The 23769-nt window shown below is 45.2% G+C and carries 24 protein-coding genes; 9 read left to right on the forward strand and 15 right to left on the reverse strand.

Features of this window, described 5'->3' with window-relative positions:
• Window positions 1-17: 17 nt before the first annotated feature.
• The 5 genes from AB9H30_RS08725 to AB9H30_RS08745 form a co-directional block, all read right to left on the reverse strand.
• Complete coding sequence (locus AB9H30_RS08725) at window positions 18-767, reverse strand: class I SAM-dependent methyltransferase (protein WP_371194278.1); 750 nt, start codon at window positions 765-767, stop codon at window positions 18-20.
• Window positions 768-815: 48 nt separating this feature from the next.
• Window positions 816-1364, reverse strand: a complete 549-nt coding sequence (locus AB9H30_RS08730; protein WP_371194454.1) for a YqaA family protein — start codon at window positions 1362-1364, stop codon at window positions 816-818.
• 113 nt (window positions 1365-1477) lie between these two features.
• A complete protein-coding gene (locus AB9H30_RS08735) occupies window positions 1478-2785 on the reverse strand; it encodes an amidohydrolase family protein (protein ID WP_371194279.1) in 1308 nt (435 codons plus the stop codon).
• 78 nt (window positions 2786-2863) lie between these two features.
• On the reverse strand, window positions 2864-3400 hold the full coding sequence (locus AB9H30_RS08740) for a DUF1285 domain-containing protein (protein ID WP_371194280.1): 537 nt from the start codon (window positions 3398-3400) through the stop codon (window positions 2864-2866).
• The gene (locus AB9H30_RS08745; RefSeq protein WP_371194281.1) at window positions 3400-4284 is read right to left on the reverse strand and encodes a DUF3014 domain-containing protein; all 885 of its coding nucleotides are present in this window, start codon (window positions 4282-4284) and stop codon (window positions 3400-3402) included. Before AB9H30_RS08745 ends, AB9H30_RS08740 begins: the two co-directional genes overlap by 1 nt.
• A 219-nt stretch (window positions 4285-4503) precedes the next feature.
• Here AB9H30_RS08745 and AB9H30_RS08750 point away from each other — a divergent pair, with 219 nt between their 5' ends.
• Window positions 4504-4812, forward strand: coding sequence for a DUF6482 family protein (locus tag AB9H30_RS08750; RefSeq protein ID WP_371194282.1), 309 nt, complete (start codon window positions 4504-4506; stop codon window positions 4810-4812).
• A gap of 39 nt (window positions 4813-4851) precedes the next feature.
• Here the strand turns inward: AB9H30_RS08750 and AB9H30_RS08755 are convergent, their stop codons facing one another.
• The 5 genes from AB9H30_RS08755 to AB9H30_RS08775 form a co-directional block, all read right to left on the reverse strand.
• Window positions 4852-5316 (reverse strand): EVE domain-containing protein, encoded by a 465-nt coding sequence (locus AB9H30_RS08755; RefSeq protein ID WP_371194283.1) that lies wholly within the window; start codon window positions 5314-5316, stop codon window positions 4852-4854.
• A gap of 1 nt (window position 5317) precedes the next feature.
• Entirely contained in the window at window positions 5318-6358 is a 1041-nt protein-coding gene (locus AB9H30_RS08760; RefSeq protein WP_371194284.1) for a mechanosensitive ion channel domain-containing protein, read from the reverse strand.
• Between the two features lie 11 nt (window positions 6359-6369).
• On the reverse strand, window positions 6370-7710 hold the full coding sequence (locus AB9H30_RS08765; RefSeq protein ID WP_371194285.1) for an ABC1 kinase family protein: 1341 nt from the start codon (window positions 7708-7710) through the stop codon (window positions 6370-6372).
• Window positions 7711-7796: 86 nt separating this feature from the next.
• The gene (locus AB9H30_RS08770) at window positions 7797-8201 is read right to left on the reverse strand and encodes a hypothetical protein (protein ID WP_371194286.1); all 405 of its coding nucleotides are present in this window, start codon (window positions 8199-8201) and stop codon (window positions 7797-7799) included.
• A gap of 119 nt (window positions 8202-8320) precedes the next feature.
• Window positions 8321-9952 (reverse strand): NAD(P)/FAD-dependent oxidoreductase, encoded by a 1632-nt coding sequence (locus AB9H30_RS08775; RefSeq protein WP_371194287.1) that lies wholly within the window; start codon window positions 9950-9952, stop codon window positions 8321-8323.
• 231 nt (window positions 9953-10183) lie between these two features.
• On the opposite strand from AB9H30_RS08775, the gene fdxA reads away from it, so the two are divergent.
• Window positions 10184-10507, forward strand: a complete 324-nt coding sequence (fdxA, locus tag AB9H30_RS08780; RefSeq protein ID WP_371194288.1) for a ferredoxin FdxA — start codon at window positions 10184-10186, stop codon at window positions 10505-10507.
• Between the two features lie 3 nt (window positions 10508-10510).
• On the opposite strand, the gene rlmE is transcribed toward fdxA, so the two are convergent.
• The gene (rlmE, locus tag AB9H30_RS08785; RefSeq protein ID WP_371194289.1) at window positions 10511-11131 is read right to left on the reverse strand and encodes a 23S rRNA (uridine(2552)-2'-O)-methyltransferase RlmE; all 621 of its coding nucleotides are present in this window, start codon (window positions 11129-11131) and stop codon (window positions 10511-10513) included.
• Window positions 11132-11535: 404 nt separating this feature from the next.
• On the opposite strand from rlmE, the gene AB9H30_RS08790 reads away from it, so the two are divergent.
• Together AB9H30_RS08790 and AB9H30_RS08795 are read left to right on the forward strand one after the other, a co-directional pair.
• The gene (locus tag AB9H30_RS08790) at window positions 11536-12306 is read left to right on the forward strand and encodes a hypothetical protein (RefSeq protein WP_371194290.1); all 771 of its coding nucleotides are present in this window, start codon (window positions 11536-11538) and stop codon (window positions 12304-12306) included.
• A gap of 88 nt (window positions 12307-12394) precedes the next feature.
• Window positions 12395-13153 carry a TrmH family RNA methyltransferase gene (locus AB9H30_RS08795; protein ID WP_371194291.1) on the forward strand — a complete coding sequence of 253 codons (759 nt, stop codon included), beginning with the start codon at window positions 12395-12397 and terminating at the stop codon, window positions 13151-13153.
• A 3-nt stretch (window positions 13154-13156) separates the two neighbouring features.
• Here the strand turns inward: AB9H30_RS08795 and AB9H30_RS08800 are convergent, their stop codons facing one another.
• The gene (locus AB9H30_RS08800; protein ID WP_371194292.1) at window positions 13157-13678 is read right to left on the reverse strand and encodes a TIGR02281 family clan AA aspartic protease; all 522 of its coding nucleotides are present in this window, start codon (window positions 13676-13678) and stop codon (window positions 13157-13159) included.
• A gap of 45 nt (window positions 13679-13723) precedes the next feature.
• The gene (locus AB9H30_RS08805; RefSeq protein ID WP_371194293.1) at window positions 13724-14101 is read right to left on the reverse strand and encodes a hypothetical protein; all 378 of its coding nucleotides are present in this window, start codon (window positions 14099-14101) and stop codon (window positions 13724-13726) included.
• Between the two features lie 213 nt (window positions 14102-14314).
• Between AB9H30_RS08805 and proB the strand changes: the two genes are divergently transcribed.
• The 4 genes from proB to AB9H30_RS08825 all read left to right on the forward strand — a co-directional run bounded on the left by proB (window position 14315) and on the right by AB9H30_RS08825 (window position 18841).
• Entirely contained in the window at window positions 14315-15436 is a 1122-nt protein-coding gene (gene proB, locus AB9H30_RS08810) for a glutamate 5-kinase (RefSeq protein WP_371194294.1), read from the forward strand.
• A 29-nt stretch (window positions 15437-15465) separates the two neighbouring features.
• The gene (locus AB9H30_RS08815) at window positions 15466-16722 is read left to right on the forward strand and encodes a glutamate-5-semialdehyde dehydrogenase (RefSeq protein WP_371194295.1); all 1257 of its coding nucleotides are present in this window, start codon (window positions 15466-15468) and stop codon (window positions 16720-16722) included.
• Window positions 16723-16869: 147 nt separating this feature from the next.
• Window positions 16870-17457, forward strand: coding sequence for a carbonate dehydratase (gene can, locus AB9H30_RS08820; protein ID WP_371194296.1), 588 nt, complete (start codon window positions 16870-16872; stop codon window positions 17455-17457).
• Window positions 17458-17602: 145 nt separating this feature from the next.
• A complete protein-coding gene (locus AB9H30_RS08825) occupies window positions 17603-18841 on the forward strand; it encodes a multidrug effflux MFS transporter (RefSeq protein ID WP_371194297.1) in 1239 nt (412 codons plus the stop codon).
• Between the two features lie 148 nt (window positions 18842-18989).
• Here the strand turns inward: AB9H30_RS08825 and ilvC are convergent, their stop codons facing one another.
• The gene (ilvC, locus tag AB9H30_RS08830) at window positions 18990-20471 is read right to left on the reverse strand and encodes a ketol-acid reductoisomerase (RefSeq protein WP_371194298.1); all 1482 of its coding nucleotides are present in this window, start codon (window positions 20469-20471) and stop codon (window positions 18990-18992) included.
• A gap of 280 nt (window positions 20472-20751) precedes the next feature.
• Here ilvC and ilvY point away from each other — a divergent pair, with 280 nt between their 5' ends.
• A complete protein-coding gene (ilvY, locus tag AB9H30_RS08835; protein WP_371194299.1) occupies window positions 20752-21615 on the forward strand; it encodes an HTH-type transcriptional activator IlvY in 864 nt (287 codons plus the stop codon).
• Here the strand turns inward: ilvY and AB9H30_RS08840 are convergent.
• A complete protein-coding gene (locus AB9H30_RS08840) occupies window positions 21597-23144 on the reverse strand; it encodes a YifB family Mg chelatase-like AAA ATPase (RefSeq protein ID WP_371194300.1) in 1548 nt (515 codons plus the stop codon). The genes ilvY and AB9H30_RS08840 overlap by 19 nt on opposite strands.
• Window positions 23145-23769 lie beyond the last annotated feature (625 nt).

The raw sequence follows: 23769 nt of genomic DNA on the forward strand, positions 1-23769 counted from the left end.
CAACGAAGCTAAGTTTTTTATTCTGTAGGCTTCATAAACTTTAAAGTCCAACGGTCGGTGTTGCCCGTGACTGAACGAGCTCCTACTTCATACTCTAACTCGTCGTCTTCTTTATAATGCAAATCTGCAAAGTCGACGAATACAAAGCCCGCATCTTGAATTTCTTTAATCGCCTTAACCGGGTCAAAACGTCGACGATTGCTGTCATTCATTGGCTCCATATGCCTAGCGGTATGATCGACTACTGCGTAAATCCCGCCGGGCTTAAGTGCTTCGAATGCGGCGTCATTCATTGCCGCGCGACCTTGGTCACCAAAGTTATGATAGTTTCTAAAAGTGACCACCATATCGGCGTCGGTAATGCCAAGGCTAGTCATTTCTAGGGAATAAAAGCGCGAGCCTTCTGGCCGAGAAAGTTTGGCATCTTTTGCAATCACATTCATACGCTCGAAACCTGGCGCGCCTGAAAGTGCTGTTTCAATTCTGCCGGTGCCGATAGCGCCATAGTATGTGCCTTTTTCAGCTAGAACGGGCACCAGTAGTTTGGTGTACCATCCACCGCCGGGTATAAGTTCAATGACGGTCATATCATCTTCAAGACCGAAAAATGTCAGGGTTTCTATGGGCTTTCGATTGCGATCGCGCTCTACTTCAGCCTGCGTGCGTATGTCAGATGACATAGCAGCTTTCAACTTTTCTTCAACATTTGCGTGTGCGGGTGCAAATACAAAACAGCATGCAATGCTAAGTGCTAAGAGTCGTTTCATGGTTGTGTCCTTGTAATAAGAGTGATTATTTTATGGGTCCGATAGTGCTTAGGATGCCATAATTTTGTATGCAACAAACGCGATGAGTACTAAAAACACGCATATTACCGTTTGCCATTTATACCGCTTAATAATTTTTTCGGTTCGATTTCCAAATAAATAGACCAATGCTGCTAGGCCAAAGTAGCGCAGAATCCGACTGCACGTAACCGCCAACATGTATAAAAATAACGAGTAACTGGTAAAGCCCGCAACCAGCATTGCTATTTGCAATGGGATTGGCGTTACGCCGGTGCTAAATACAAACCAAAAGCCGTGATCTTTCATCTGCGCTTGAAACGACGCAAACTGCTGCTCGCTTGTTAGGTAGGTCATGATCGGTTCACGCAGTAAATCAAACAAAAAATACCCAATGTAATACCCGACCAGCGCTCCAAGTATACACCCGATGGTGGTTACAGCCGCAATCATCCAAAGCTTTTCACGCCTTGCCTGCATCAATGGCACCAGCAGTGTTTCAAGAGGGATAGGCACGATTGTTGACTCAAGAAAGGACGCCAGCGCAATACTGGGTAGCATATTTTTTGAGTGAATCATTTTCTTGATACGGTCTTTGATACTCAAGCTATCACGATCCTAATGGCGATGATTAACGCTCTGTTAAAAGGCACAAGGCTGCGAGCAGCGCACGCAGCGTGTGCCAATGCTCATTACTGTGAATGCTTATATATCAGGCCGTCTTTCATAACAAAATCAACGCTTTGTAATATCCGAATATCTTCTAGTGGATTGCCTTTCACCGCGACCAAGTCAGCCAGTTTGTTAACACTAATGGTGCCGAGTTTGTCGTCAATTTTAAGTAATTTTGAGGTGTTGTAGGTGGCTGAGCGAATGGCGTCCATTTCTGACATACCTGCACTGACCATTAATTCAAACTCAAGGGCATTGTCGCCATGTGGAGAAACGCCTGCATCTGTGCCAAAAGCAATCATAACGCCGTTCTCGTAAGCCCTGCCGAAAGTCTGTTGGAGTAAAGGGCCAATCGCCGCAGCTTTTGGGCGAACAATGGCAGGAAAGTAACCATCAATTTTTGCTTTTTCAGCAACAAAGTTACCTGCTGAGATAGTTGGCACGTAATACACTTCGTTTTTACGCATTAACTTAAAAATTTCGTCGTCCATATAGGTGCCGTGTTCAATCGAGTCGACCCCTGCAATAATGGCTCGCTTCATGCCTTCTTTACCATGAGCGTGAACAGCCACAGTCATCTCGTAATCTTTGGCAGTTTGCACAATGGCATCGAGTTCATCGGCCATAAACTGAGGGTTTTGGCCGCTTTTCGCTACCGACAGTACACCACCTGTGGCTGTAATTTTAATCAAATCAGCACCGTCTTTATAACGCTGACGCACCGCTTCACGGGCTTTCGCAACGCCGTTAACAACGCCGTCTGCAGGGGTGGGGCTGCCCATCAAGTCTCTGCGCATGCCATTCGTTGGGTCGGCATGACCTCCCGTGGTGGCAATAGATTTACCCGAGGTAAAAATTCGCGGACCACTGACGATACCGCCATCGATGGCTTTTCTTAAGGCAACGGTTTCATTATAGCGGTCACCTAAGTTACGAATAGTCGTAAAACCTGCCATCAGGGTTCTTTGTGCGTAATTTACCCCAGCAATGGCAAGGTCTGCTTCGTTGTCGCTAAATCGCTTTAAGTAGCCAGCTGTGCCTTCATTTTGATAGGTAATGTGGGTGTGCATGTCCATGAAGCCGGGCATGATGGTGTAATCGCTCAAGTCCACAAAGGTGTCGCCTTCGCCGCCTTGGTTTTTACCATCAAGAATATCTTTGATAAGGCCTTCATCAACCACAATGGTTTTATTTTTGACCATCTTGCTGTCTTCGGCGGTGATCACATTGCTAGCATAGATATAGGTTGCACATAAAGCGGAGTGGCTCATTGTCAGGGCAATGCTGGCAACTAGTAAGCCTTTAGAAAAAGATTGGATTGTTTTCATTATTATTATCGTTGTCTAGTAGTGCACTAACATTAGGATAATATTTGGATTAGATCAAAGGTTTCGTGCTCAAAAATATCAGAATGAGCCGATGCTGAATGAGTAGTTACCGCTTGTTAAGCAAAGCGATTGTTTGCCCTTGTGTTCGACTTGTCCGGCGCTTTCCACCCAGCGGTACAGTACATTTTGATGCACTCGTGCCCATAAATTGCGGCGAATATGGCAGTAAGGGACGGGGTTCCCAGCAAACATTCTGATTTCTACGGGGTGCTCTTCACCAATGCGGACTTGGTCGCCGCAGCTTGTGGTAACTTTAATAATGCCATCTATTATTTGGTCATCGATAACGACAAAAGGCACATCTTCTACCGTGATGCCAATTTTTTCTACCGGCGTGACTAAAAAGTAGCTATCGCCTTCTTTTTTAATCACGCTGGCAAGCAGTTTGATCAAGGGCGCTCGGGTAAATGGCGTTCCCTCATGCCACCACTGACCATTGCGCTTAATAACTAAATTCATATCTCCGCAAAACTCAGGGTTCCATTTATCTACAGGCGGCATAGCCTGTTGTTCAGAGCCTTCAGATATTTGTTGTTGCAGTGCCTTTATATCCACTACTGACGAGATTCCAGCTCTGCCTTCACTTCGCGCAGGACTATTTTTAAGCGTCTCATATTGTCTGGACCCATTCGCACCATTTGTTTTTGTGGGCCAGATAAGCCCTCAAGCTTAGGATCTGCAAATTTATACATCACCGTTTCGGATATCACTTCGATGGGCACCGGTACTAAAGGGGTATTAAGCAATTCGTCAATGGCTCTGATCAAAGTTTGGTCTAAGTCATCGCCCGGTCTTGAAATTTCGGCAAATTTTTCGGTAAGGCTCGGCTTATAAGATTCGTAGGCACTCAATAATGCATCGGTGTCTACCGATTCGATAGCGTCCACATAAGGCGTATATCGCTGGAAACTAGCGCGGTCAATCCAGATTTTGTCAGCCTGCTGATATATGCTAAATTCTCGATCTGGGGCGACTAGTAAATTATCTTTAAGGGTAATTTCCTGATTGGCCAAATTATTTGCATTAATCACAAACTTTTGCAAAAGCGACTCACTCACTAAAAATCGGCTGATAGCGGGAGAGCGTATCGCCTCAATAATGGCAGCTTTGACAGCGGCATCACTGACGTCTAATGAAACTTGTTCAAGCTCTTCAATAATCGGTTCAAGCACGTTCACCGCTGCGTTTTCATCACCGATAACCACCTCTGAAGGCATTTTTGGCGGCTCGAAAAGAGCTGTTTCCATCGGCTCCTCATCTATCTTTGCTTCAGATAAAACCGCATTCTCAGGCTCTGCATTTAGGACGGTTTCTGGGCTGGTATCGTTTGGCTTGTCGCCACTTGGCCAAAGCATTAATACAACTAACAGCACAAATAAAATACCGGCGACAATGATGTAGGGCTTCATTTGTTGCACTTGGTTTTTATCTTCGCTCATTCTATTCTCCACCGCGGCTTAAAATTATGTTTAGTCTACTGACTAACAATATAATGTATATGTTATTGACTCCGTAAAACACAAATAATTCCTTTGTTTTTATACGGCTTTTACTCTCAGCAGAGGTTTTTGCAGAGTCGAACATGAACTAAACAATCGTATGGTCGTAAGCATTTCTAGATAACCGAGAGAATCACCGTAGCTAAAGAGTACTCGCATATGCATAAATTTCCTATCACCGAAATAAAAAAGTCGCCCATTAATATTGCTAAGCTTGAAGTACAATCGTTTGAAATGAATGTTTACTTAGTTAAATTATACACGGATACCGCAGAGGGCTTTGTATATGACGCCAACGACCGCCCGATGCGCTTTAATAATTCCCAACAAATACGCGACACCTTCGAGTTTTGCACCGTAGTAGAAGCGGTTATGGTGCATGACTCTCCATATGATGAAATGATTGGTAACCCAAATAAACCAGAAGCTTCTATGGCAATGCCATTTTCTATGCAGCAACCCTATTAGGGGAGCAAAGCGCAAGCCCAAAATACGGCGAGTTTTGGACTATGCTCGTGCTTTATTTAGCAATGCTGTGAATTCAGATGGCTGCACTGGCATCACTGACAGTCGCTGTGCTTTTTTGATCAAGCCGATGTCAGTGATGTTGGGCATCGTTTTGATCTCCGCCAGCGGCAATACTCGTTGGAAGGTCTCTAAATGCTCTATTTCAACCATATACCACCGCGGATTTTCTGGACTAGCCTTGGCGTCAAAGTAGCGACTAGATGGGTCAAACTGAAGGGGATCTGCAAGCCCAACTTTATGTACAATGGCTAAACCAGCAATCCCGACGTGTTTGCAGCTAGAGTGGTAAATAAACACAAGATCGCCAACCTTAATGTCGTCTCTTAAAAAATTACGCGCTTGATAGTTTCGGACCCCGTTCCATGGTTCGCGTTTGTCTGGACGACTCTCTAAGTCTTGAATGCTAAAATCGTCAGGCTCTGTTTTAAATAACCAGTGTTTCATACTATTTCTTTTTATCTTCGGCTTTATGTAGCGCAGCTAATTTCAGTTGTTTTGATTCTAATGTCTTTTGTAATTTTGTTTTTTCGTCGGCGCTGGCTTCTTTTACTTGCGATTGCAGCGAGGCGACTTGCTCTTGTAATGTTTCAACTTGTTTTTCACGACCTTCAGCTTCTTCGGCCTTATCAAAAATCATGTCTTCTGGATTGCTTTCGTCAGGGGCTGGAGCTTTTGTTGTTCCTTTGGCGATGACGGCTGGTAAATCATCTAAGCGTCGCTGATTCATATAGCTAGGCGAGACAATCTCGATGTTGTCATCGTGCAGGGTATCTAGCACGCTGGCCATGAGTTTAGAGCGCGCAGTTATCATGCTTTTTACTTCGGTGAGTAAGCCAGATACGCGATAGCTGATGCTAAAATCGCCAAGCGCTATAATTTGTACAAAAGGTTCGTTTAATTCTACTTTTTCAGCCGCCTTGATTAGCAGTTTTTCTATTCGGCTATGATGCAGATCGTAACCTAATGATAAATTAACCGAGATAACCGTGCCTGACGAGCGCACAACTTCAATGGGTTGAGAGAGCAAATAGCTGTTAGTAAGGTGGATCAAATCCCGTTGCTCGGTTTGCATTTCAGTGTCAAACAATCCTTTTTGGGTAACCCGACCAAAATGTGTGCTGACTCTTACGAAATCGCCAGTGCGGAATGGCTGGGTAATGCGCATCACAATGCCGGCCATCACATTCGACACAATACTGGTAGATGAAAAAGCGATCACACCAGAGAGCAACACACCAATAAGCGCTAAGACTTGATTGCGAATACTCGAGTCAATGGGCAGCGACACCACCAACAAGACCATGCTGACGATGTAGACCAACAGTAATATCAACTGTCGTGGAAATTTTTGCGATAGACTCAAGCTCTTGTTACCGAGCAGTGCTTTATGCAAAACAAATAAAACCAATATCAGGGTAATTAGGAGCACTAAAAAAGGCAGTAAACTAATGCCCACTGCAACGGCATTTTCGAGTAAGTTTTGCATGTTTTCCCTTTTCATTCTAAATCTAAGGTGTTTTTAACTAGTCCTTGCAAGTCTATACTACACTGCATTTTGTTGGCTAATAAGACCATGCCACTGACTTTTCGATTGACTAAAGCAACATCAAAGTCGGGTGGTTCAATCGCTTTTCTATGCTGCATCAGTATTTTGGTTGCGTCGTATAAGCGTTGGATCAGTGCCGATTGTTTAATATTATAGTTTTTAGTTTGTAAGCATTCACTAGCTATTAAGCATCCATTTAAAATAGCCTCTCTTACATCTTCGGGCATAGAGTGGTGGATAAGCTTTAACCCACGCATGCCCGTTTCGATACCCTCTCGATTTTGATTAAGCATGGATGTTGCGACCAGTTGATAGTGCGTCTGGATAGCCACAGGGATTTGCCGGCAGGCACCAAAATCTAATAGCGCAATTTGTTTAGTGTCAGGTAAGTAGAGGTAATTTGCAAAATTTGGGTCGCTTTGCACCAAAGAAAATACAAAGAGTTCGCTTAGCAATAACGCAAACAGCTGCGACATGATCGTGCTTTTTTCATGCTCACTTTGTTGGATGACCGATTCAATCGGCGCTCCATCGATAAAAGACATGCATAAGATTTCTTGATTGCTGAGTTCGTTATACACATCAGGCACAACAAAATGTTCAAAGCCCTGAAGATGCTGCTTGAACTGACGTAAATATTGCGCCTCCTGAAGATAGTTGGCTTCACTTTGCAACTGCAATTTAGCTTGATCTAAGATCCCCTGAATATCAAAACCCTTTGGTAGCATCCCAGTCATCTTAATCAGTCGGCCAATATTGCTTACATCGCTGTCGATGCTGGCTGCCACGCCCGGATATTGGACCTTCACCGCCAGCCAATCGCCATTTTTTAACTGAGCTTTATGCACTTGACCAATGGAAGCAGAGGCAACCGGTTCAAAGCTAAAGTACTTAAAATGATTGGCCCAATTAGCGCCCCAATTCTTTTGCAGCGTTTCTAACAGTTGGGTTTTTGGCATAGCATCGGCCCCTTGACGAAGGGTTGCCAGAATAGGCTCCCATTCTGCGGGTAGAAACTCTCCAGCATCCATTGACAGCATTTGTCCGACTTTCATCGCCGCACCGCGCATTTCGCTCAGACTCTTTGCTAACGATGAGGCATTGCTTGTAGTTAACAGCGTACTTTGTAAACTGGGCCGCTTGGCCTTTAGCAATTGCCCAGCGGTATTGCTCAAAGCATGAGCCGCGATGCTGCCTGCTAAGCTACCGAGTTTGCCCATGCGAGCCAAACGAGAGCTGGGTACTTTGCTGACGTTTTTATCGGGCATGAGTTTGTTTGGCTTATCAGACATGAGTTTTATATTACCAAGCGTCTTCGGTTAGGGTGATGCATATCAATACAAGATAGCACACAAGACGGATTGATTAGTGACAGCGACTATTTACAGCCAGATAGGTCTTTGCTCAATTCGGTAATAAATTTGCCGTGTTTATCGGTATACCGATAAACCATCACCAATTCTAGTTCAATAAAAGGTTGGAAGGTATCTAAAGAGCAAAGGTGCTGAATCATATTTTCATCAAAGTATTGAGCCACCAGCGCCGCGTTGACGTCATCGGCGCTCAAGTCGGTCATGGTGTTGTTGTAAATCATGTAATTGCTGAAGGTAGCGACAGAATCTAAGCGGGTATCGGCATCTACTCTTAAAGGTGTGCGTTTGTTTAGTTCGTGGACCAAGTCGGTGAGTCCTGCTGAGAGTGCTTCGGTATCGTGCAAAGTATCGGCACTGCTGTCAAAGGGTAGACAGATGAATGCGCTAAGGAACACGCTTAGTAAACCCATTAAAAAGCCTTGCCTAGTCAACATGTGCTTGCTCGTGTTTATTACTTGTACTGTGTTAAATCGACCTGATTGGATTAATCTTAAGCGCTGATACAAGCACTAGCGTAATTTTAATGGCCTCATTCTTTAGCCGGTGCGATCGCCAATGCGACTGCTTCGGCAACTCTTATGCCGTCTATTCCGGCAGACCATATCCCGCCGGCGTATCCAGCTCCTTCGCCAGCAGGGTATAAACCTTGAACATTCACGCTTTGATAGTCTGCTGCGCGCGTAATACAAATTGGCGAGGAGGTGCGAGTTTCAACCCCGGTCAATAAGCCATCGGCTTTCGCGAACCCTTTTATCTGCCGTTCAAATGCGGGGATGGCCTCGCGAATGGCATCGGTCACGTAATCTGGGACAACTTTACTTAAGTCGGTTAGAGTTATGCCGGGAGTATAAGAGGGCTTTACCTCGCCCAAGCCATCGCTGGCATCTCCTGCTAAAAAGTCACCGATAAGCTGCGCAGGGGCATGGTAATTTTCACCGCCAACCTGATAGGCTAGAGTTTCTAGGCGGCGTTGCAATTCAATGCCAGCTAAAGGGTTGCCCGGATAATCTTGCTCTGGGGTAATGCCGACCACTATGGCACTATTGGCGTTGCGCTCATGTCTGGAATATTGACTCATGCCGTTGGTGACCACTCTACCCGGCTCAGATGCAGCGGCGACCACAGTACCACCCGGGCACATGCAAAAGCTATAAACCGTTCGGCCATTTTTACAGTGATGCACAAGCTTGTAGTCTGCTGCACCTAAAATAGCGTTACCAGCATTGTCGCCAAAGCGGCTTGCATCAATCATGCTTTGTTCATGTTCGATTCTAAAACCAATCGAAAACGGTTTTGCCTCAATGTGCACACCTTGCTCGTATAGAGCTTGAAAAGTATCTCTTGCGCTATGACCAACGGCCAAAATGACGCGTTCACACGCTAAGTAGCCACCATCGGATAAATGCAACCCTTGTATTTTGAAGCCAGTATTTGCAGGCACCAAATCAAGTTTTTCGACGCGGGTGCTAAAACGAAATTCACCGCCTAAGTCGATAATGGTCTTACGCATTCTTTCGACCATATTGACGAGTTTAAAGGTGCCGATATGAGGTTTACTTACATACATGATTTCTTCAGGGGCGCCGGCGGCAACAAATTCATGCAGTACTTTGCGACCGTAGTGTTTGCGATCTTTTACTTGGCTATATAATTTGCCGTCTGAAAAGGTGCCTGCGCCGCCTTCCCCAAACTGAACATTGGATTCTGGATTAAGCGGCTGGTTGCGCCAAAACCCGAAGGTATCTTTGGTACGCTGACGTACTTCTTTACCTCGCTCAATAATAATTGGTTTAAAGCCCATTTGTGCGAGGATCAAAGCGGCAAATAAGCCACACGGTCCTAGCCCAACTACCACGGGTCTGTGTATAAGCTTTTCGGGTGCTCGGGTAACAAACTTGTAGGTCATATCTGGGGTGATGCGCACATGGGGATCAACAGAAAATTGATGCAGGAGACGCTCTTGCAGTGCTTGATTGACTAATTCAACATCGAGTGTGTAAATCAGCTGTATATTTGAATTGTTACGTGCATCGTAACCTCGTTTAAACATATTAAAAGAGACTAGCTCGTCCTTGCCGATGTTAAGTTTATCGAGTATGGCAAGCTCTAGGGCATGTTCATCATGATCCAGAGGGAGTTTAATATCAGTCAAACGCAGCATAAATAACTTACTCTTTATATCGCCGGACAGCCTTTCTGTCAGAGCGCATTGTTGTAAACACCGGAATGGTAAAACACTTCGTTTTACATAGATAGTTTGTTTCTTTATTTATGCTGAAGGCCTTGCTTGCACAAATCCTCAAATCTTGAATAGATAAAGCGAAAGACACTTGTTTTTTAATTATGCTACTTTAGAATTGACGCTGATTAAATTTGAGGCCATTCGTGCATCATGACCTTTGTTGTTACCGATAACTGTATTAAATGCAAGTACACAGACTGCGTGCTGGTGTGCCCAGTTGATGCATTTTTTGAGGGACCTAACTTTTTAGCAATCGACCCAGTCATTTGTATTGATTGCGCACTTTGCGTGCCTGAGTGTCCGGCTGATGCAATTTATCAAGATACTGAATTGCCAGACGACCAGATACCGTTTTTAGAATTAAACGCTGAGCTTTGTCAGCAGTGGCCGAACATTACTGAGCTCAAAGCTGCGCCGCAAGACGCGGATAAATGGAACGGTGTTCCTGATAAATTGCCCTTGCTTGAAAAATAGCGCTTAAGCTTTAAAACCCTTTCCTACAATATACACTTCTCGCGAGCGAGGCCGGGAAGCTGCTGGTTTGCGCACTACTACTTTATCAAATGAGCGCCGTACGTCTTTTACATATTCTTCGTAACCGACGCCTTGGAATACTTTTGCACAAAAACTGCCGCCTGGCTTTAGGACATTTCGAGCCATATCTAGGGCTAACTCTACAAGGTAAATAGACGAGTATTGATCGGTGGTATTTACCCCGCTTATATTTGGCGCCATATCCGACATCACCACATCAACTTTTTCATTATTCAGCGCCGCTACAATTTGCTCGTAAACAGCTTCGTCAGTAAAGTCACCCTGAATAAAAGTAGCGCCGCCGATGCCGTCCATAGGCAAGATATCAGATGCAATAAGGTGCCCGCTGTTGCCTATCAGCGGCGCAACGACTTGTGACCATCCACCGGGAGCGGCGCCTAAATCCATTACAATACTGCCCGTGCGAAAGAGCTTGTCTTTGTCGTTGATTTCAATGATTTTGTAGCTAGCGCGAGACCGATATCCGTCAATTTTAGCCTGTTTTACATACGGATCATTGACGTGTTCATCCATCCATTTTTTGCTGGTTTTTGTTCGTGCCATATATGATTTGCAACCCCCGCGCGATAACGATGAGTATTGTAAGCCGACGGGCTAGATTTGCAAATCGCATATCAGTTGGCCGATAAATAAATTAGCTTATTAGTACTTTTGGCCGATACTTTTGATATGCGCAGGTAAAAGCGCGCGGCTGTGCAACAACCAAAAAAGGTAGGTGCATGTTGTTTTTACTTATCGAGAATGAAGTATGGGCCAGCGTGCAACAATAGCAGCTCTGCTTAATACTGTACTAAATTTGTACAATCAAGCGTAGTGTGCCATCTTTATATTGATACATAAGCATGTAAGGAGACTTTATCAGCAAATCAATTCGCAGCTATAGTTTAGGCCTGAGCTTATTTGTTTCAGCACTTTTCACCACAGTTGTGTCTGCAGAAGTCATGTTAATGAGCGATAGCCCGCAGTTTATTGTAAATTCGACCGAAGGCCCAGGGTACGGAACTATTTCAACGGTATATGGCTTATTATTCAAAGAGATAGGACTCCCCAGCAAGCTCGAGCTCGTGCCTTTGAATCGGCAAAATAGAATACTTGAACAAACAGAATATGCGGCGTGTAGCCTGTATCGTTTCAAAAATGACGAGCGAGCCCAAAAATATGAATTTTCTGAAATGGTGTATTTTTTATTGCACTATAAACTATATCAACAAGCAGCCATGGCGCCCTTGAGTAAAGGGATTGTTGATGAGAATGGCGCGATAGAATCGCTAAGTACTGTTTTTACGGCCAATTCAGATGCGACTCTTTTGGTCATGCCTTCATATTCATATGGCAGTTTAATTGATAGACAGCTCGCTAAATTGCCATCTGAGGTAAAGATTGAGTGGACGGGAGCCAACCCTCACAATCGGTTATCGAGTATGTTTTTCAATCATCGGGCTGATTATGCCTTAATGTTTCCAGCTGAGGTGGCTGAATATGTTAAGAATAATCCAGATGCCGTCTACCGTCGTTATGAGATAGCAAATGTGGATAGCGTGACTCGGGGACATATGATGTGCAATAAGCACCCAGATTCGTCGGCCTACATCAAAAAGGTTAACCAAGCGTTGCCCAAGCTTTATCAGCATCCAGACTATCAAAACGCGCATACCAATTACTACGACAAATCCGAACACGAAACGATTTTGAAATTTATCGCAGGACTGAAGCCCTAAGAATGTTTCGCTGACGGACTTCAGCTAAGCAGGGTGGTATACTTTTGCTATTCGGAGCTCAAGCGCATATATCCACAGGTAAGTGCATATGAAATTTGACGATGTCAAAAAGCTGCATCAAAAAAAATACCGCGAACAATTTGGCTATTATTTAGTAGAGGGTGAGCATCTTGTACTTGAGCTCCTAAAAGCAAGTCAGTCACTTTCAAAACAACTAGTAAACATCACCTTATTCATAACCGAAACTCATCAGCAGTGGGCGAAGAGCTTAGAAGTGCCGCTTAACACGGTTGTGCTCAGCGCTAAGCAGATGGGACAACTCAGTGACACCAAATCTCCTCAGGGGATCATTGCATGTGTACCTTTAAGCTATGCCGTTGACAATTCTGTTGGAGCGCCTGAAAAGCAGCGTTGTGTGTATTTACATGAAGTGCAAGATCCTGGCAACTTAGGCACAATCTTAAGAAGCCTTGCATGGTTTGGTAATTTTCGTCTGTTGTTGAGCTCAAATAGCGTTGATCCATTTAATGCTAAGGTGGTGCGCGCCAGTATGGGGGCTATTTTTCATGTACCGATTGAGCAGGGGCTTGCGCTCGATGATTTACAAGCGCGTTTTACTAAATTTGCTTATTTGGATATGCAGGGGCTTAGTATTGAATCGGCTAGTTTCGCAGAGTACGAGTGTTACCTTTTTGGTAATGAAGCTCGCGGTGTGCCCCGTGAAGCCTTAGCTAAATGCAGGGCAGATGCGTTTACGATTGAGGGTAGCGCTATTATCGATTCGCTCAATCTAGCAAGCGCAGTCAGCATTTGTGCGTATCAGCTTTCGCAGAGCCTTAAGCGGTAGACCCTAAAATGTTTTCAGGGTTAACACATCGCCGCGCTGGGTCCATTCCAGCTGTTTTAAGGCGCTCATGCCGAGTAAAATTTTATCAGAGTCCATGCCCGGGTTAAGATTGGCATCGACGTTGTAAAGGGTGATTTCGCCAATTTTCAATTCTTGTATGCTGGTTTGCGCTACGGTCACGCTGCCATTTGCAGTGAGCGCCGTATAGCGGCGTCCAGGTATTAAGCCGAGCTCTTGTCCTAAGCGAGCGCCAATAGAAACATTGGTCGCACCAGTATCTAATAAGAATGTGACCCGTTGGCCGTTAATTTCGCCGGCGGTAACATAATGACCCATAACATTTTGTTTGAGTGCAACCTGAATGCCAGCAGGCGTAGACACCGAAAGCGGGTTTTGATTAGGGTTGTATTGCTTGTCGAGCATGCCTGAAAAAAACGCCACTAACAAAGCAAAGGCAAGTAAAAAACCGATGATAAACATCCACAGGCCCATTTTTGAGGTGTTAGCATGTTCTTGGCTGTTCATGTGCAGGCCTTTTTGGTATTAACCGTATTCAATGTATTAATACCGCTAAAACAGGGTTTTGATCAGCGGGGCAAAAATATTCAGCAACATGCCAATAAAGCTACCCACAAAAAATCCGATCCAGCCGTTTTTTCCGACATACCGAAATACTGTTGCGCTAAACATTCCCATCCACAGCATTATGCTATACACGGATGTGATGCCATCGCCTAGTTGCTGAGGCATAAACATCAATACCACGACGGTAAGCGCCATTGCTCCGGATAACAGTACCCAATTTATATTTTTGGGATTGGTAAATGCAGTGTATTTAGGGGCACTTGCTTGCTTATCGCTTTCTTGTGCCAATTTTGCTGACTCTGCTTGTTGCTCTGCAGCTGTTTGCGCCTGTTTTTGGGCTTTGACTCTGGAACCTTTAGACATTCAATATTCGCCTGATTTATAGGATTGTAAGTGTAACTATATTCTTTAAAAAGATCAGCTATGTTAATGAAATGTGACAATTTAGTCGCTTTTGGTGGAAAAGAACCAAAAAGTATAAAAAAAACCGCTATAAGCACTAAATAATAATATGCGCTATTGAGAAAACATGCTATTTCCTTACCCTATACACATTATTCAACGACATTACTGGTCATGACCGCTTTTAATTGGCAAACCGCCGTAATCAAAATAGGCAGTGCTCTGGTTTCACCTGACGGCACTGGAACTAGCGACAAATTTTTAAGTAACATTGCACATTTCATTACTGAATGTCGTCGACAAGGCAAAGACATCGTTTTGGTGTCCTCAGGAAGCGTGGCTGCGGCCCGCGGTGAAATCCGTACCGGTCAAAAAGTCAGCCCCGGCAAAAAAGCGGCGATGGCGGCTATCGGTCAAACAAAAATGATGGCGACATGGTCGAGTCTATTCGATTTTACTTGCGCACAGCTGTTACTGACGGTCGAAGATTTAAACGATCGCAGACGCTTTGTTAATATCAAAAATACGATTGAGCAACTCCTAGACCATAACGTGTTGCCCATTGTCAATGAAAACGACACTGTGGCAATTGACCAATCAAAAGTGGGTGACAACGACAACTTGGCCGCGCATACCGCTATCGCAGTGCAGGCTGATTGCCTTATTATTTGTACTGATGTAGACGGATTGTACACCGGTAACCCTAGACTGGATCCGTCGGCAAAACTGCTTTCAAGCGTGGATACTATTGACGACAACATTGTGCGATTAGCCGGTGGTGCCGGCTCTTCGGTGGGCACCGGGGGTATGATCACCAAACTCCAAGCCGCGCAAAAATGCGCACAATCGGGTATTCAAACACTACTGGTCAATGGCACAAAAACCGAGACATTCACTAAACTAGTCTCGGGCAATTGCCCCGGCACCTTGTTTTTAGCAAAAGACGAAGACAGCACGGCCCGTCAAGACTGGATAAAGCATACTTCTAATCCAAAAGGGGAGTTAGTAATTGACCATGGTGCCTACTTGGCGGTCACTGAAAGGGGTGCCTCTTTGTTATCTGCAGGGATCACGCAAGTGGTAGGTAAATTTGTTGCAAACGATGCGGTACTTGTGACCCATGAAGGGAAAGTCATTGGTAAAGGGCTTGCTGCATATTCATCTGCTGAAATACAACAAATTAAAGGGGTAAAGAGCGCCCAAATCCAAGACATTTTAGGATATAGCGATAGCGCTGAAGTGCTTCATAGAGACGATTTTGTATTGATCAAACCCATCGCAAGTAAGGCCCACTGAGCGTAAAAGGAGAAAGACGAGACTTTATTATGACATTTGACATCAAGCAAGCTGCCGCTGAAGCTAAGGCAGCCAAAAACGCTATCGCCAACTTATCGCAAGGCGATAGAAAACAGCTGTTGGTATCCATCGCGGATTTACTTGTGAAGGCGACGGCTGACATCATCAAAGCGAATCAACTCGACGTACAAGCCGCGCAGAAGTCTAATATCAGTCCATCGATGATTGAACGCCTTGTTTTAGACGAGGTTGGTGTGCGCGGGATTGCCAATGCGGTACTTGAAATTGCCGGGCAGGACGAAGTGCTAGGCAGCATTGCCAACATCAAGCCCCTACCAAGTGGTATTCAAGTTGGTAAAATGCGCATCCCGCTTGGCGTGATCGCGATGATTTATGAGTCGCGTCCAAATGTGACCATTGATGCAGCGGCGCTGTGTCTAAAAGCGGGTAACGCTGTTATTTTACGCGGTGGCAAAGAAGCCCAGCATTCTAATAAAGCCCTTGCTCAAGTGCTGCATGACGCCCTTGAGCAGGCTGATTTGCCTACGGGTATTGTGACCGTCATTCCTGTACCTGACCGTGAGGTGATGGCACAGATGCTGACCTTAAGCGACAGTATTGATCTGATAATCCCGAGAGGCGGTGAAGGGTTAATTCGCTATGTGTCTGAGAACAGTAAAATTCCGGTGATCCAGCATTTTAAGGGTGTCTGTCATTTGTTTATTGATGCCCATGCCGATTTAGGTAAAGCCCTACCTATATTGGAAAACGGTAAAACTCAGCGCACCGGAGTATGTAACGCATTAGAAACCTTAGTCATCCATAAAGACATCGCTGAACGGGCCTTACCGCTTATTGACGCGCTGTTTAGCGATAAAGCCGTGAAAGTGCATGCATGTGCCGCGAGTTTACCGCATTTTAAACGGTCCGAAGCAATACTTGCCACAGAGGAAGATTGGCATGCTGAGTATTTAGCCCTAGAAATTGCGGTGAGTATCGTCGATGACTTTGAGCAAGCCCTTGAGCATATTCAGCACTACGGTAGTGGTCATACTGAAGTGATTGTGACAGAACACTTGGGGAATTCTCAGCGCTTCTTACGCGAGGTAAACTCTTCGGTGATTATGCTTAACGCCTCTTCACGCTTTTCTGACGGCGGGCAGCTTGGTTTAGGCGCTGAGATAGGCATTTCGACCAGTAAGCTACATGCCTATGGGCCTATGGGCGCACAGCAGCTCACCACAGAGAAGTTTATTGTTTATGGTGATGGGCACATACGTAAATAGTGCAGCGCTTTTTGGATAAATCTATAAAAACATTGATATAAAAGCGCTCGGCACTTGCCGGGCGTTTTGCTTATTGCTACATTCAAAAATATATACCGACAAAACCACTGCGATTGCCGCGTTGGTTCACCTTAGTGATAAGCTCATATGCCCGAAATAAAAAAGCTGCTCGATAATAATATTCGTTGGGCAGAAGCCACCCAAGCCCAAGACCCCGAGTTTTTTTCAAAGCTGTCGACGCAGCAATCTCCTGTGTATTTATGGATTGGGTGCTCTGACTCGAGGGTACCGGCTAATCAAATCGTAGATTTGATGCCTGGTGATATTTTTGTGCATCGGAATGTGGCTAACATGGTGATCCACACCGATTTTAACTGCCTATCGGTGCTGCAGTACGCCATAGATGTGCTCAAAGTAAAGCACGTGATTGTCTGTGGACACTATGGTTGTGGCGGCGTCGAAGCGGCCCTAAAGGGTGATAAATTAGGGCTAATCGACAACTGGTTACTGCATATCAAAGATATTGCCAGTGAGCATCATGAGACCCTTGCGCCTTTGCCAAAAGCTGAAAAGCTTGCTCGCTTATGTGAATTGAACGTGCTCCAGCAGGCCGAAAACGTGCGTCGTACCAGTGTCTTTCAAGATGCTATGGCACGCGGCCAAGAGGTTAAACTGCATAGTTGGATTTATAGTTTGAGTAACGGCAAGATCACTTCCCTGCATCGAGATAAATAGCGCACTTGTCGTGCATTTAAAACTCTCTCTACTCGCGCTGAAGGTAAATGCCAAAAGCACCGCGCATGGAAGTTTTTGTTATATTCGAATCTGCTCGACTATGGTAGATTGCACCGCTAATTCATTTTCCTATTAATTCGCTTTCATGAACACCTCCGCTATTCCTGCTGAAGCTTCAAGCGCTCGCCCGCCTTTGCCTATTGGCGAGTTCATATTACTGATGGCTTTTTTAACCTCACTTGTGGCCTTAAGTATAGATGCAATGCTTCCTGCGCTTGATGTCATAGGCGCGGAGCTTAACAGTCAGAGTAATCAGCAAACCTATTTGATTGTTTCTTTGTTTTTTGCTGGCATGGCCATTGGCCAGCTATTTTTTGGTCCTTTTGCCGACGCCCGAGGCCGGCGCCTAACCATTTTGGTGGGCCTGATCATCTTTTTGCTGGGCACCTTAGTCTGCTATTTATCAACCAGCATGGAAATGATGCTAGCAGGGCGATTGATTCAGGCCTTTGGGGTATCAGGCCCGCGCATTGCTAGTATGGCTCTGATCCGAGACTTGTATGTGGGCGACAAAATGGCGCGGGTAATGAGTTTTATCACCGTTATCTTTATTTTGATGCCAATGGTCGCCCCACTGCTCGGTCAGGTGGTAATGAAAACAGCGGGTTGGCGGCATATATTTACGGTATTTGCGGTGGTTTGCGTGATTTCTGGGATTTGGTTTTTTGCGCGTCAGGGTGAAACACTGCCTCGCGCCAAACGTTTAAAGTTTAACTGGTATGCCTTTTGGCGCTCAATCGTTTGGTTGGCCAAGCATAAGGTTGTGATGGGCGCAGCTATTGGTATGGGGACTATTTTTGGCGCGTTTTTAGCCTACCTAAGTGGCTCACAAACTATTTTTCAAGATATTTATGATACTGGCGAAATGTTTCCACTGCTTTTTGCCTTGTTGGCTTTCTCTATCGGTGCGGCTTCTTTGTTCAATGGCATCATGGTAGTTAGGCTTGGCATGATCAAGTTGATTTCTTACGCCATGGTATTAAATTTACTCTTTGCCCTAGTGCTGTTGGGTGAAAGTCTGTATTTTGACGGAAAACCGCCTTTGGTCGTGTTTGTTTCTACGATGTTTGTTGGCTTCTTTTTTATTGGTGTGTTGTTTGGAAATTTAAACTCTTTAGCGATGCAGCCGGTGGGACATATAGCAGGAGTGGGTGCCGCGTTCATTGGATGCTTTACGAGCATCTTGGCGGTGCCTATTGCTGTATTTATTAACTCTTATTTAGTCGACAGCATCACGCCTATTGCGCTTGGCTTCTTAGTGTTTGGAGTTGTAACGTTTTGTGCGGTGCATATCGCAATTAGGGCGGTAAAGCGTCAGACTTAGCTAAAGCTTAATAGAATACCCAGCGCTTGAATATGCTCAGTATAGAAATTGAAGACCAGGAAAAGTCGGCAAAAAAAAGCCCGGCCAAATTGACCGGGCAAAAGGAGCTTATTTCAAGCACCTAACGACAGAAGTGTTACATCTACTACTAGTTTTCTACGATGGCTTTCATGTCAGTCATGTAGCCTCGTAATACTTCACCCACGGTTTCAACACCATGAGTTCGGATCGCTTTGTTTATTTCTACTAAACGTTTGTTATCCACCGCATTTGAACGGTCGCTTAAACCTTTACCTAACTGCACACCAGTAATACTAGGCATAATGTGCTCTTGCAATAACGGTACCGCGGCGTTAGCAAACAGATAGTTACCATATTCGGCGGTATCTGAAATCACCACGTTCATCTCATACAAACGTTTACGCGCGATGGTGTTCGAAATTAGCGGAGTTTCGTGCAGCGATTCGTAATAGGCGGATTCGGGTAGGATGCCAGCTTCTACCATCACATCAAAGGCAAGCTCAACACCAGCCTTGATCATTGCGACAATTAAAATGCCTTGGTCGAAAAACGTTTGATCATCAATTTTACCGTCATAAACAGGCGCTTTCTCAAAACCTGATTGACCGGTTTCTTCACGCCATGTTAATAGGTTGATGTCTTCATTATCCCAGTCTTCCATCATCGTGCGTGAAAACTCGCCACTTAAGATGTCGTCTTGATGTTTCTCGAAGAGGGGTCTAAACAAGGTTTTAAGGGTTTCGCTAAGCTCGAATGCTTCAACCTTTGCAGGGTTAGACAAGCGGTCCATCATGTGCGTTACGCCACCAATTTTAAGGGCTTCGGTTATTGCTTCGAGACCATATTGGATTAACGCTGCGGCATAGGCTGGGTCGGCGCCATCGGCGACCATTTTGTCAAAGCCAACAATCGCTGCAGCTTGCTGCATGCCGCATAATATCGTTTGTTCGCCCATAAGGTCGGACTTTACTTCAGCAACAAAGGAGCTCTCTAGTACACCGGCTCTGTCGCCGCCTGTCGCACTCGCGAGTGCCTTAGCGATTTCAAGGCCCTTGCCCTGTGGGTCGTTTTCAGGGTGCACTGCGATCAGCGTAGGTACCCCAAAACCACGTTTGTATTCTTCGCGAACTTCTGTGCCTGGACACTTTGGTGCGCACATCACCACGGTAATATCGCTGCGGATTTGCTGACCTTCTTCGACAATATTAAAGCCATGTGAGTAACTCAATACCGCACCTTGCTGCATGAGCGGCATGATCGCTTCAACAACACTTGCATGCTGTTTATCCGGCGTTAGGTTATATACTAAGTCTGCACTAGGGATGAGTTCTTGATAAGTTCCGACCTTAAAGTCGTTACCAGAAGCGCGCTGGAAAGAGTCACGCTTTTCATCAATGGCAGCTTGGCGTAATGCGTAAGACACGTTTAGACCTGAGTCGCGCATATTAAGGCCTTGATTTAAACCCTGTGCACCACATCCTACAATTACGATGGATTTACCTTTTAATGCGTCGCAGCCCTGAGCGAATTCTTCGCGCTGCATAAAACGACATCGACCCAATTGGTCGAGCTGTTTTCTAAACGGTAAGCTATTAAAATAATTTGTCATGAGTTTCCTGAAGATAAAATTGGGTAGTCGCATTCGACTATGGGAATACTATACAAAACTCTATACATTTCTTAAATTGAATTATTTACAACGTAGTGTTTCATAAAATGAAATAAATGATATGCTTTGATGTGCTTAGTGCGGTTAATTGCCGGTAGTGTGTCCATATTATATGGTGAAGGTGGTTAATTCTTGAGCGATTTATTAGGTGGCTTTCAAGCAACAGCCAAATGCGTTTGCGTTTTTCGGTCAGCTATCTTTTCATGATGGGACTTGTGCGATGGATATAAAAAGTTTAAAGCTGTTTCAACATCTAGCCAATACCCTGCATTTTTCAAAGACTGCAGCGGCGATGTATGTTTCACCGCCTACTCTGACAAGAGTGATCACGCGTCTTGAGCTAGAATGCGAAGCAACCTTGTTTGTGCGCAATAATCGCAGCGTTGTCCTTACTCATGCGGGCCAGCGTTTATTAGAATTTGCTGAACACACCCTGAGTCAATATGCTGTGTTGAAACAAGAGCTAAAAAGTAAAGAAGAAGCGCTAAGCGGGGAGCTGTCACTGTATTGCTCTGTTACGGCCAGCCAGAGCTATTTGCCAGCGATGCTTGACAAGCTCCAACAAGAATACCCTCTAGTCGACATCAAATTAGATACTGGAGATCATGCGCTGTCTATCGATAAGGTTGCCTCAGGCCAAGTGGATATTTCATTGGCGATGCAGACGCCCAACTTTCCGTCGCATGTTGCCTTTGGTAAGTTCGACGTCGTGCCATTGGTGCTCATTGTGCCAAAAAATATGAGCGTTGAACGATGGGAAGATGTCTCTTGGCAGCAAGTACAGGTAGTGATGCCAGCCAGAGGCCTATCGATGCGCATCGTCAACGAGTGGTTTGTTGAGCAACATATTCGCCCGCGAATTTACGCACAAGTGTCGGGCAATGAAGCGATAGTAAGCATGGTTGCCTTGGGGCTAGGTGTTGGCTTCGTGCCTAGCATTGTGCTGGAAAACTCGGTGGTAAAAAATAAGGTGCGGGCACTCACGGTACCAAATATTGAGCCGTATCAACTGGGCATATGCTATTTAAAAGCGCGCGCAGAAGAGCCCCTTATTAAGACACTCACTCAGCTTTTTGTGAGCTGATGCAGTAACCTATCAAAATTTCGAAAGCTTAAGGCTTCAGCAATGTGCGCCTGCTGGATGTTGGCTTCGCCTTGCAAATCGGCTACGGTGCGCGCCACTTTCAAGGTGCGATGGTAAGCTCGCATCGACAGGCCCAATGCGTCAATCGCCTGAGTAATAAACCGCTGGTCGCTGCTGTTTAAGCTGCAAAATTGTTTGACTTGGTGATTACTCAATGCAGAATTTAGCACGCCCTGCCGGCTAAGCTGCAGAGCATGTGCATTTTCAACACGGCGTTTAACGGTAGCGCTACTTTCACTTTGCGCGTCATTGCCATCACCATTAGATAATGACTGGTCATTTAGGCTGCTTAGTGTTTTTTCTAAATTCACTCTGGGTACATTTACCTGCAAATCGATGCGGTCGAGCAATGGCCCAGATATTCGATTTAAATAGCGTAAAATTTGATCAGGATTGGCGCGTTTGTCGTCCACATCGCCGGTGGGGCTTGGGTTCATTGCCGCGATTAATTGAAAGTCAGCAGGGTACGTCACTTTATGCGAGGCTCGCGATAAATTAATTTCGCCAGTTTCTAGCGGTTCGCGCATAACATCTAGCACATGCCGGCCAAATTCCGGCAATTCGTCGAGGAACAAAACGCCCCGATGGGCCAAAGTGATTTCGCCGGGTTTTGGGTAGGCACCGCCACCTACTAATGCCGCTGCGGAGCTTGAATGATGGGGTTGTCTAAATGGCCGCTGCCGCCAATTTTGCGCGTTAATGGTATCGCCCACCACCGAGCGGATGCTAGATACGACAAGAGCATCCTCGTCGCTAAGGTCGGGCATGATCGACAGTAAACGGCTAGCCAGCATGCTTTTACCGGTGCCCGCAGGACCAAAAAATAATAAATTGTGTGCGCCACTCGCGCTGATTTCTAAAGCCCGTTTTGCATGTTGCTGGTCGATAATTTCGTTTAAATCGCCGTATTGCGGCTCGCCAATGTCGCTAAGCACCACTTCGGCGGCGGGTAAGCTCTGCTTGCCAATAAGATGCAGATAGACTTCAAACAAGTCTTTGGCGCTTAACACAGAGGCTTTAGCGACCAGAGCTGCCTCGCTGGCGTTACTTTGTGGCAGTACCAACTGTCGATTACTTTTACCCGCCGCAAAGGCCATTGGCAGGGCGCCTTGAATAGAGCGCAACTGACCAGACAGCGCTAACTCACCTACAAACTCATATTGCTCTAACGCGGTTTCGGGAAGCTGCTCGTGAGCGGCGATAATGCCTACTGCAATGGCTAAGTCGAAACGACCTCCGCCCTTCGGAAGGTCAGCCGGCGCCATGTTCACGGTGATCCGTTTACTTGGGAACTCAAAGCCTGCGTTGATTAAAGCGCTGCGCACTCTGTCACGACTTTCTTTTACGGTGGTTTCAGGCAGGCCTACCAACTGAAAAGCAGGTAAGCCATTGGACAAATGTACCTCAATAGTGACCAGTGGTGCATCGATGCCTATGTTGGCGCGAGTGTATACAACTGAAAGTGACATCCTTGTCTTTTTTCATCCATGAGTTGCTAATCAACATGGATAATTATTGGTAAAAATGACTTTACAAACAACTGGCTACAAGACTAGTTTATGGACCTTATGCTTAAACAAATAACTCACTATCTGGTTTTCGAAATTTGACTAGCAGATTATTTCCTAAGCGCATGTTAGCTACAAAATCTAATCAAAGAATTAGTCATTAACCTTTTCAATATGGTTAATCATTTCAAGGGCGAGTTGGTCGAGGTTAGTGTAATGATCAAGCATGAAGGTATGCCAAGCAATGTGTGAAATCATGAGATTCTCAAATACTGGGGCAGCCTGTAAGCTCTGATGCAGGTACTACTGAAAATATTCAAATATCGGTATCTGATTGGCACCGCTTCAAGCAGTTTGAGTGCATTTAGTATTGAAGTCTTTATTGCTCAACATTAACAAAAGCTTAGAATTTGCAAGCCAATCATGTTCTTATTTCTGATATAAATGTTAAGCTTAATGTAATTTCGAATATTGAACGCTCAAACTAGCCATGCCAAGCTGCCTAATTGACCGTTATGACGAGTATAGCCTGCGAGAAATAGAACGCCACTACGTCCCTGCAAGCATTGAATGTTCGGCGAAATCA

It is taken from the genome of Glaciecola sp. SC05, from assembly GCF_041380235.1.
Classification (GTDB): domain Bacteria; phylum Pseudomonadota; class Gammaproteobacteria; order Enterobacterales; family Alteromonadaceae; genus Glaciecola.

Excerpts from the sequence above, each read along its gene's own strand:
- AB9H30_RS08725 (WP_371194278.1), bottom strand. The coding sequence starts at position 767 with ATGAAACGACTCTTAGCACTTAGCATTGCATGCTGTTTTGTATTTGCA.
- AB9H30_RS08730 (WP_371194454.1), bottom strand. The coding sequence starts at position 1,364 with ATGATTCACTCAAAAAATATGCTACCCAGTATTGCGCTGGCGTCCTTT.
- AB9H30_RS08735 (WP_371194279.1), bottom strand. The coding sequence starts at position 2,785 with ATGAAAACAATCCAATCTTTTTCTAAAGGCTTACTAGTTGCCAGCATT.
- AB9H30_RS08745 (WP_371194281.1), bottom strand. The coding sequence starts at position 4,284 with ATGAGCGAAGATAAAAACCAAGTGCAACAAATGAAGCCCTACATCATT.
- AB9H30_RS08750 (WP_371194282.1), top strand. The coding sequence starts at position 4,504 with ATGCATAAATTTCCTATCACCGAAATAAAAAAGTCGCCCATTAATATT.
- AB9H30_RS08755 (WP_371194283.1), bottom strand. The coding sequence starts at position 5,316 with ATGAAACACTGGTTATTTAAAACAGAGCCTGACGATTTTAGCATTCAA.
- AB9H30_RS08760 (WP_371194284.1), bottom strand. The coding sequence starts at position 6,358 with ATGCAAAACTTACTCGAAAATGCCGTTGCAGTGGGCATTAGTTTACTG.
- AB9H30_RS08765 (WP_371194285.1), bottom strand. The coding sequence starts at position 7,710 with ATGTCTGATAAGCCAAACAAACTCATGCCCGATAAAAACGTCAGCAAA.
- AB9H30_RS08770 (WP_371194286.1), bottom strand. The coding sequence starts at position 8,201 with ATGGGTTTACTAAGCGTGTTCCTTAGCGCATTCATCTGTCTACCCTTT.
- AB9H30_RS08775 (WP_371194287.1), bottom strand. The coding sequence starts at position 9,952 with ATGCTGCGTTTGACTGATATTAAACTCCCTCTGGATCATGATGAACAT.
- fdxA (WP_371194288.1), top strand. The coding sequence starts at position 10,184 with ATGACCTTTGTTGTTACCGATAACTGTATTAAATGCAAGTACACAGAC.
- rlmE (WP_371194289.1), bottom strand. The coding sequence starts at position 11,131 with ATGGCACGAACAAAAACCAGCAAAAAATGGATGGATGAACACGTCAAT.
- AB9H30_RS08790 (WP_371194290.1), top strand. The coding sequence starts at position 11,536 with ATGAGCGATAGCCCGCAGTTTATTGTAAATTCGACCGAAGGCCCAGGG.
- AB9H30_RS08795 (WP_371194291.1), top strand. The coding sequence starts at position 12,395 with ATGAAATTTGACGATGTCAAAAAGCTGCATCAAAAAAAATACCGCGAA.
- AB9H30_RS08800 (WP_371194292.1), bottom strand. The coding sequence starts at position 13,678 with ATGAACAGCCAAGAACATGCTAACACCTCAAAAATGGGCCTGTGGATG.
- AB9H30_RS08805 (WP_371194293.1), bottom strand. The coding sequence starts at position 14,101 with ATGTCTAAAGGTTCCAGAGTCAAAGCCCAAAAACAGGCGCAAACAGCT.
- proB (WP_371194294.1), top strand. The coding sequence starts at position 14,315 with ATGACCGCTTTTAATTGGCAAACCGCCGTAATCAAAATAGGCAGTGCT.
- AB9H30_RS08815 (WP_371194295.1), top strand. The coding sequence starts at position 15,466 with ATGACATTTGACATCAAGCAAGCTGCCGCTGAAGCTAAGGCAGCCAAA.
- can (WP_371194296.1), top strand. The coding sequence starts at position 16,870 with ATGCCCGAAATAAAAAAGCTGCTCGATAATAATATTCGTTGGGCAGAA.
- AB9H30_RS08825 (WP_371194297.1), top strand. The coding sequence starts at position 17,603 with ATGAACACCTCCGCTATTCCTGCTGAAGCTTCAAGCGCTCGCCCGCCT.
- ilvC (WP_371194298.1), bottom strand. The coding sequence starts at position 20,471 with ATGACAAATTATTTTAATAGCTTACCGTTTAGAAAACAGCTCGACCAA.
- ilvY (WP_371194299.1), top strand. The coding sequence starts at position 20,752 with ATGGATATAAAAAGTTTAAAGCTGTTTCAACATCTAGCCAATACCCTG.
- AB9H30_RS08840 (WP_371194300.1), bottom strand. The coding sequence starts at position 23,144 with ATGTCACTTTCAGTTGTATACACTCGCGCCAACATAGGCATCGATGCA.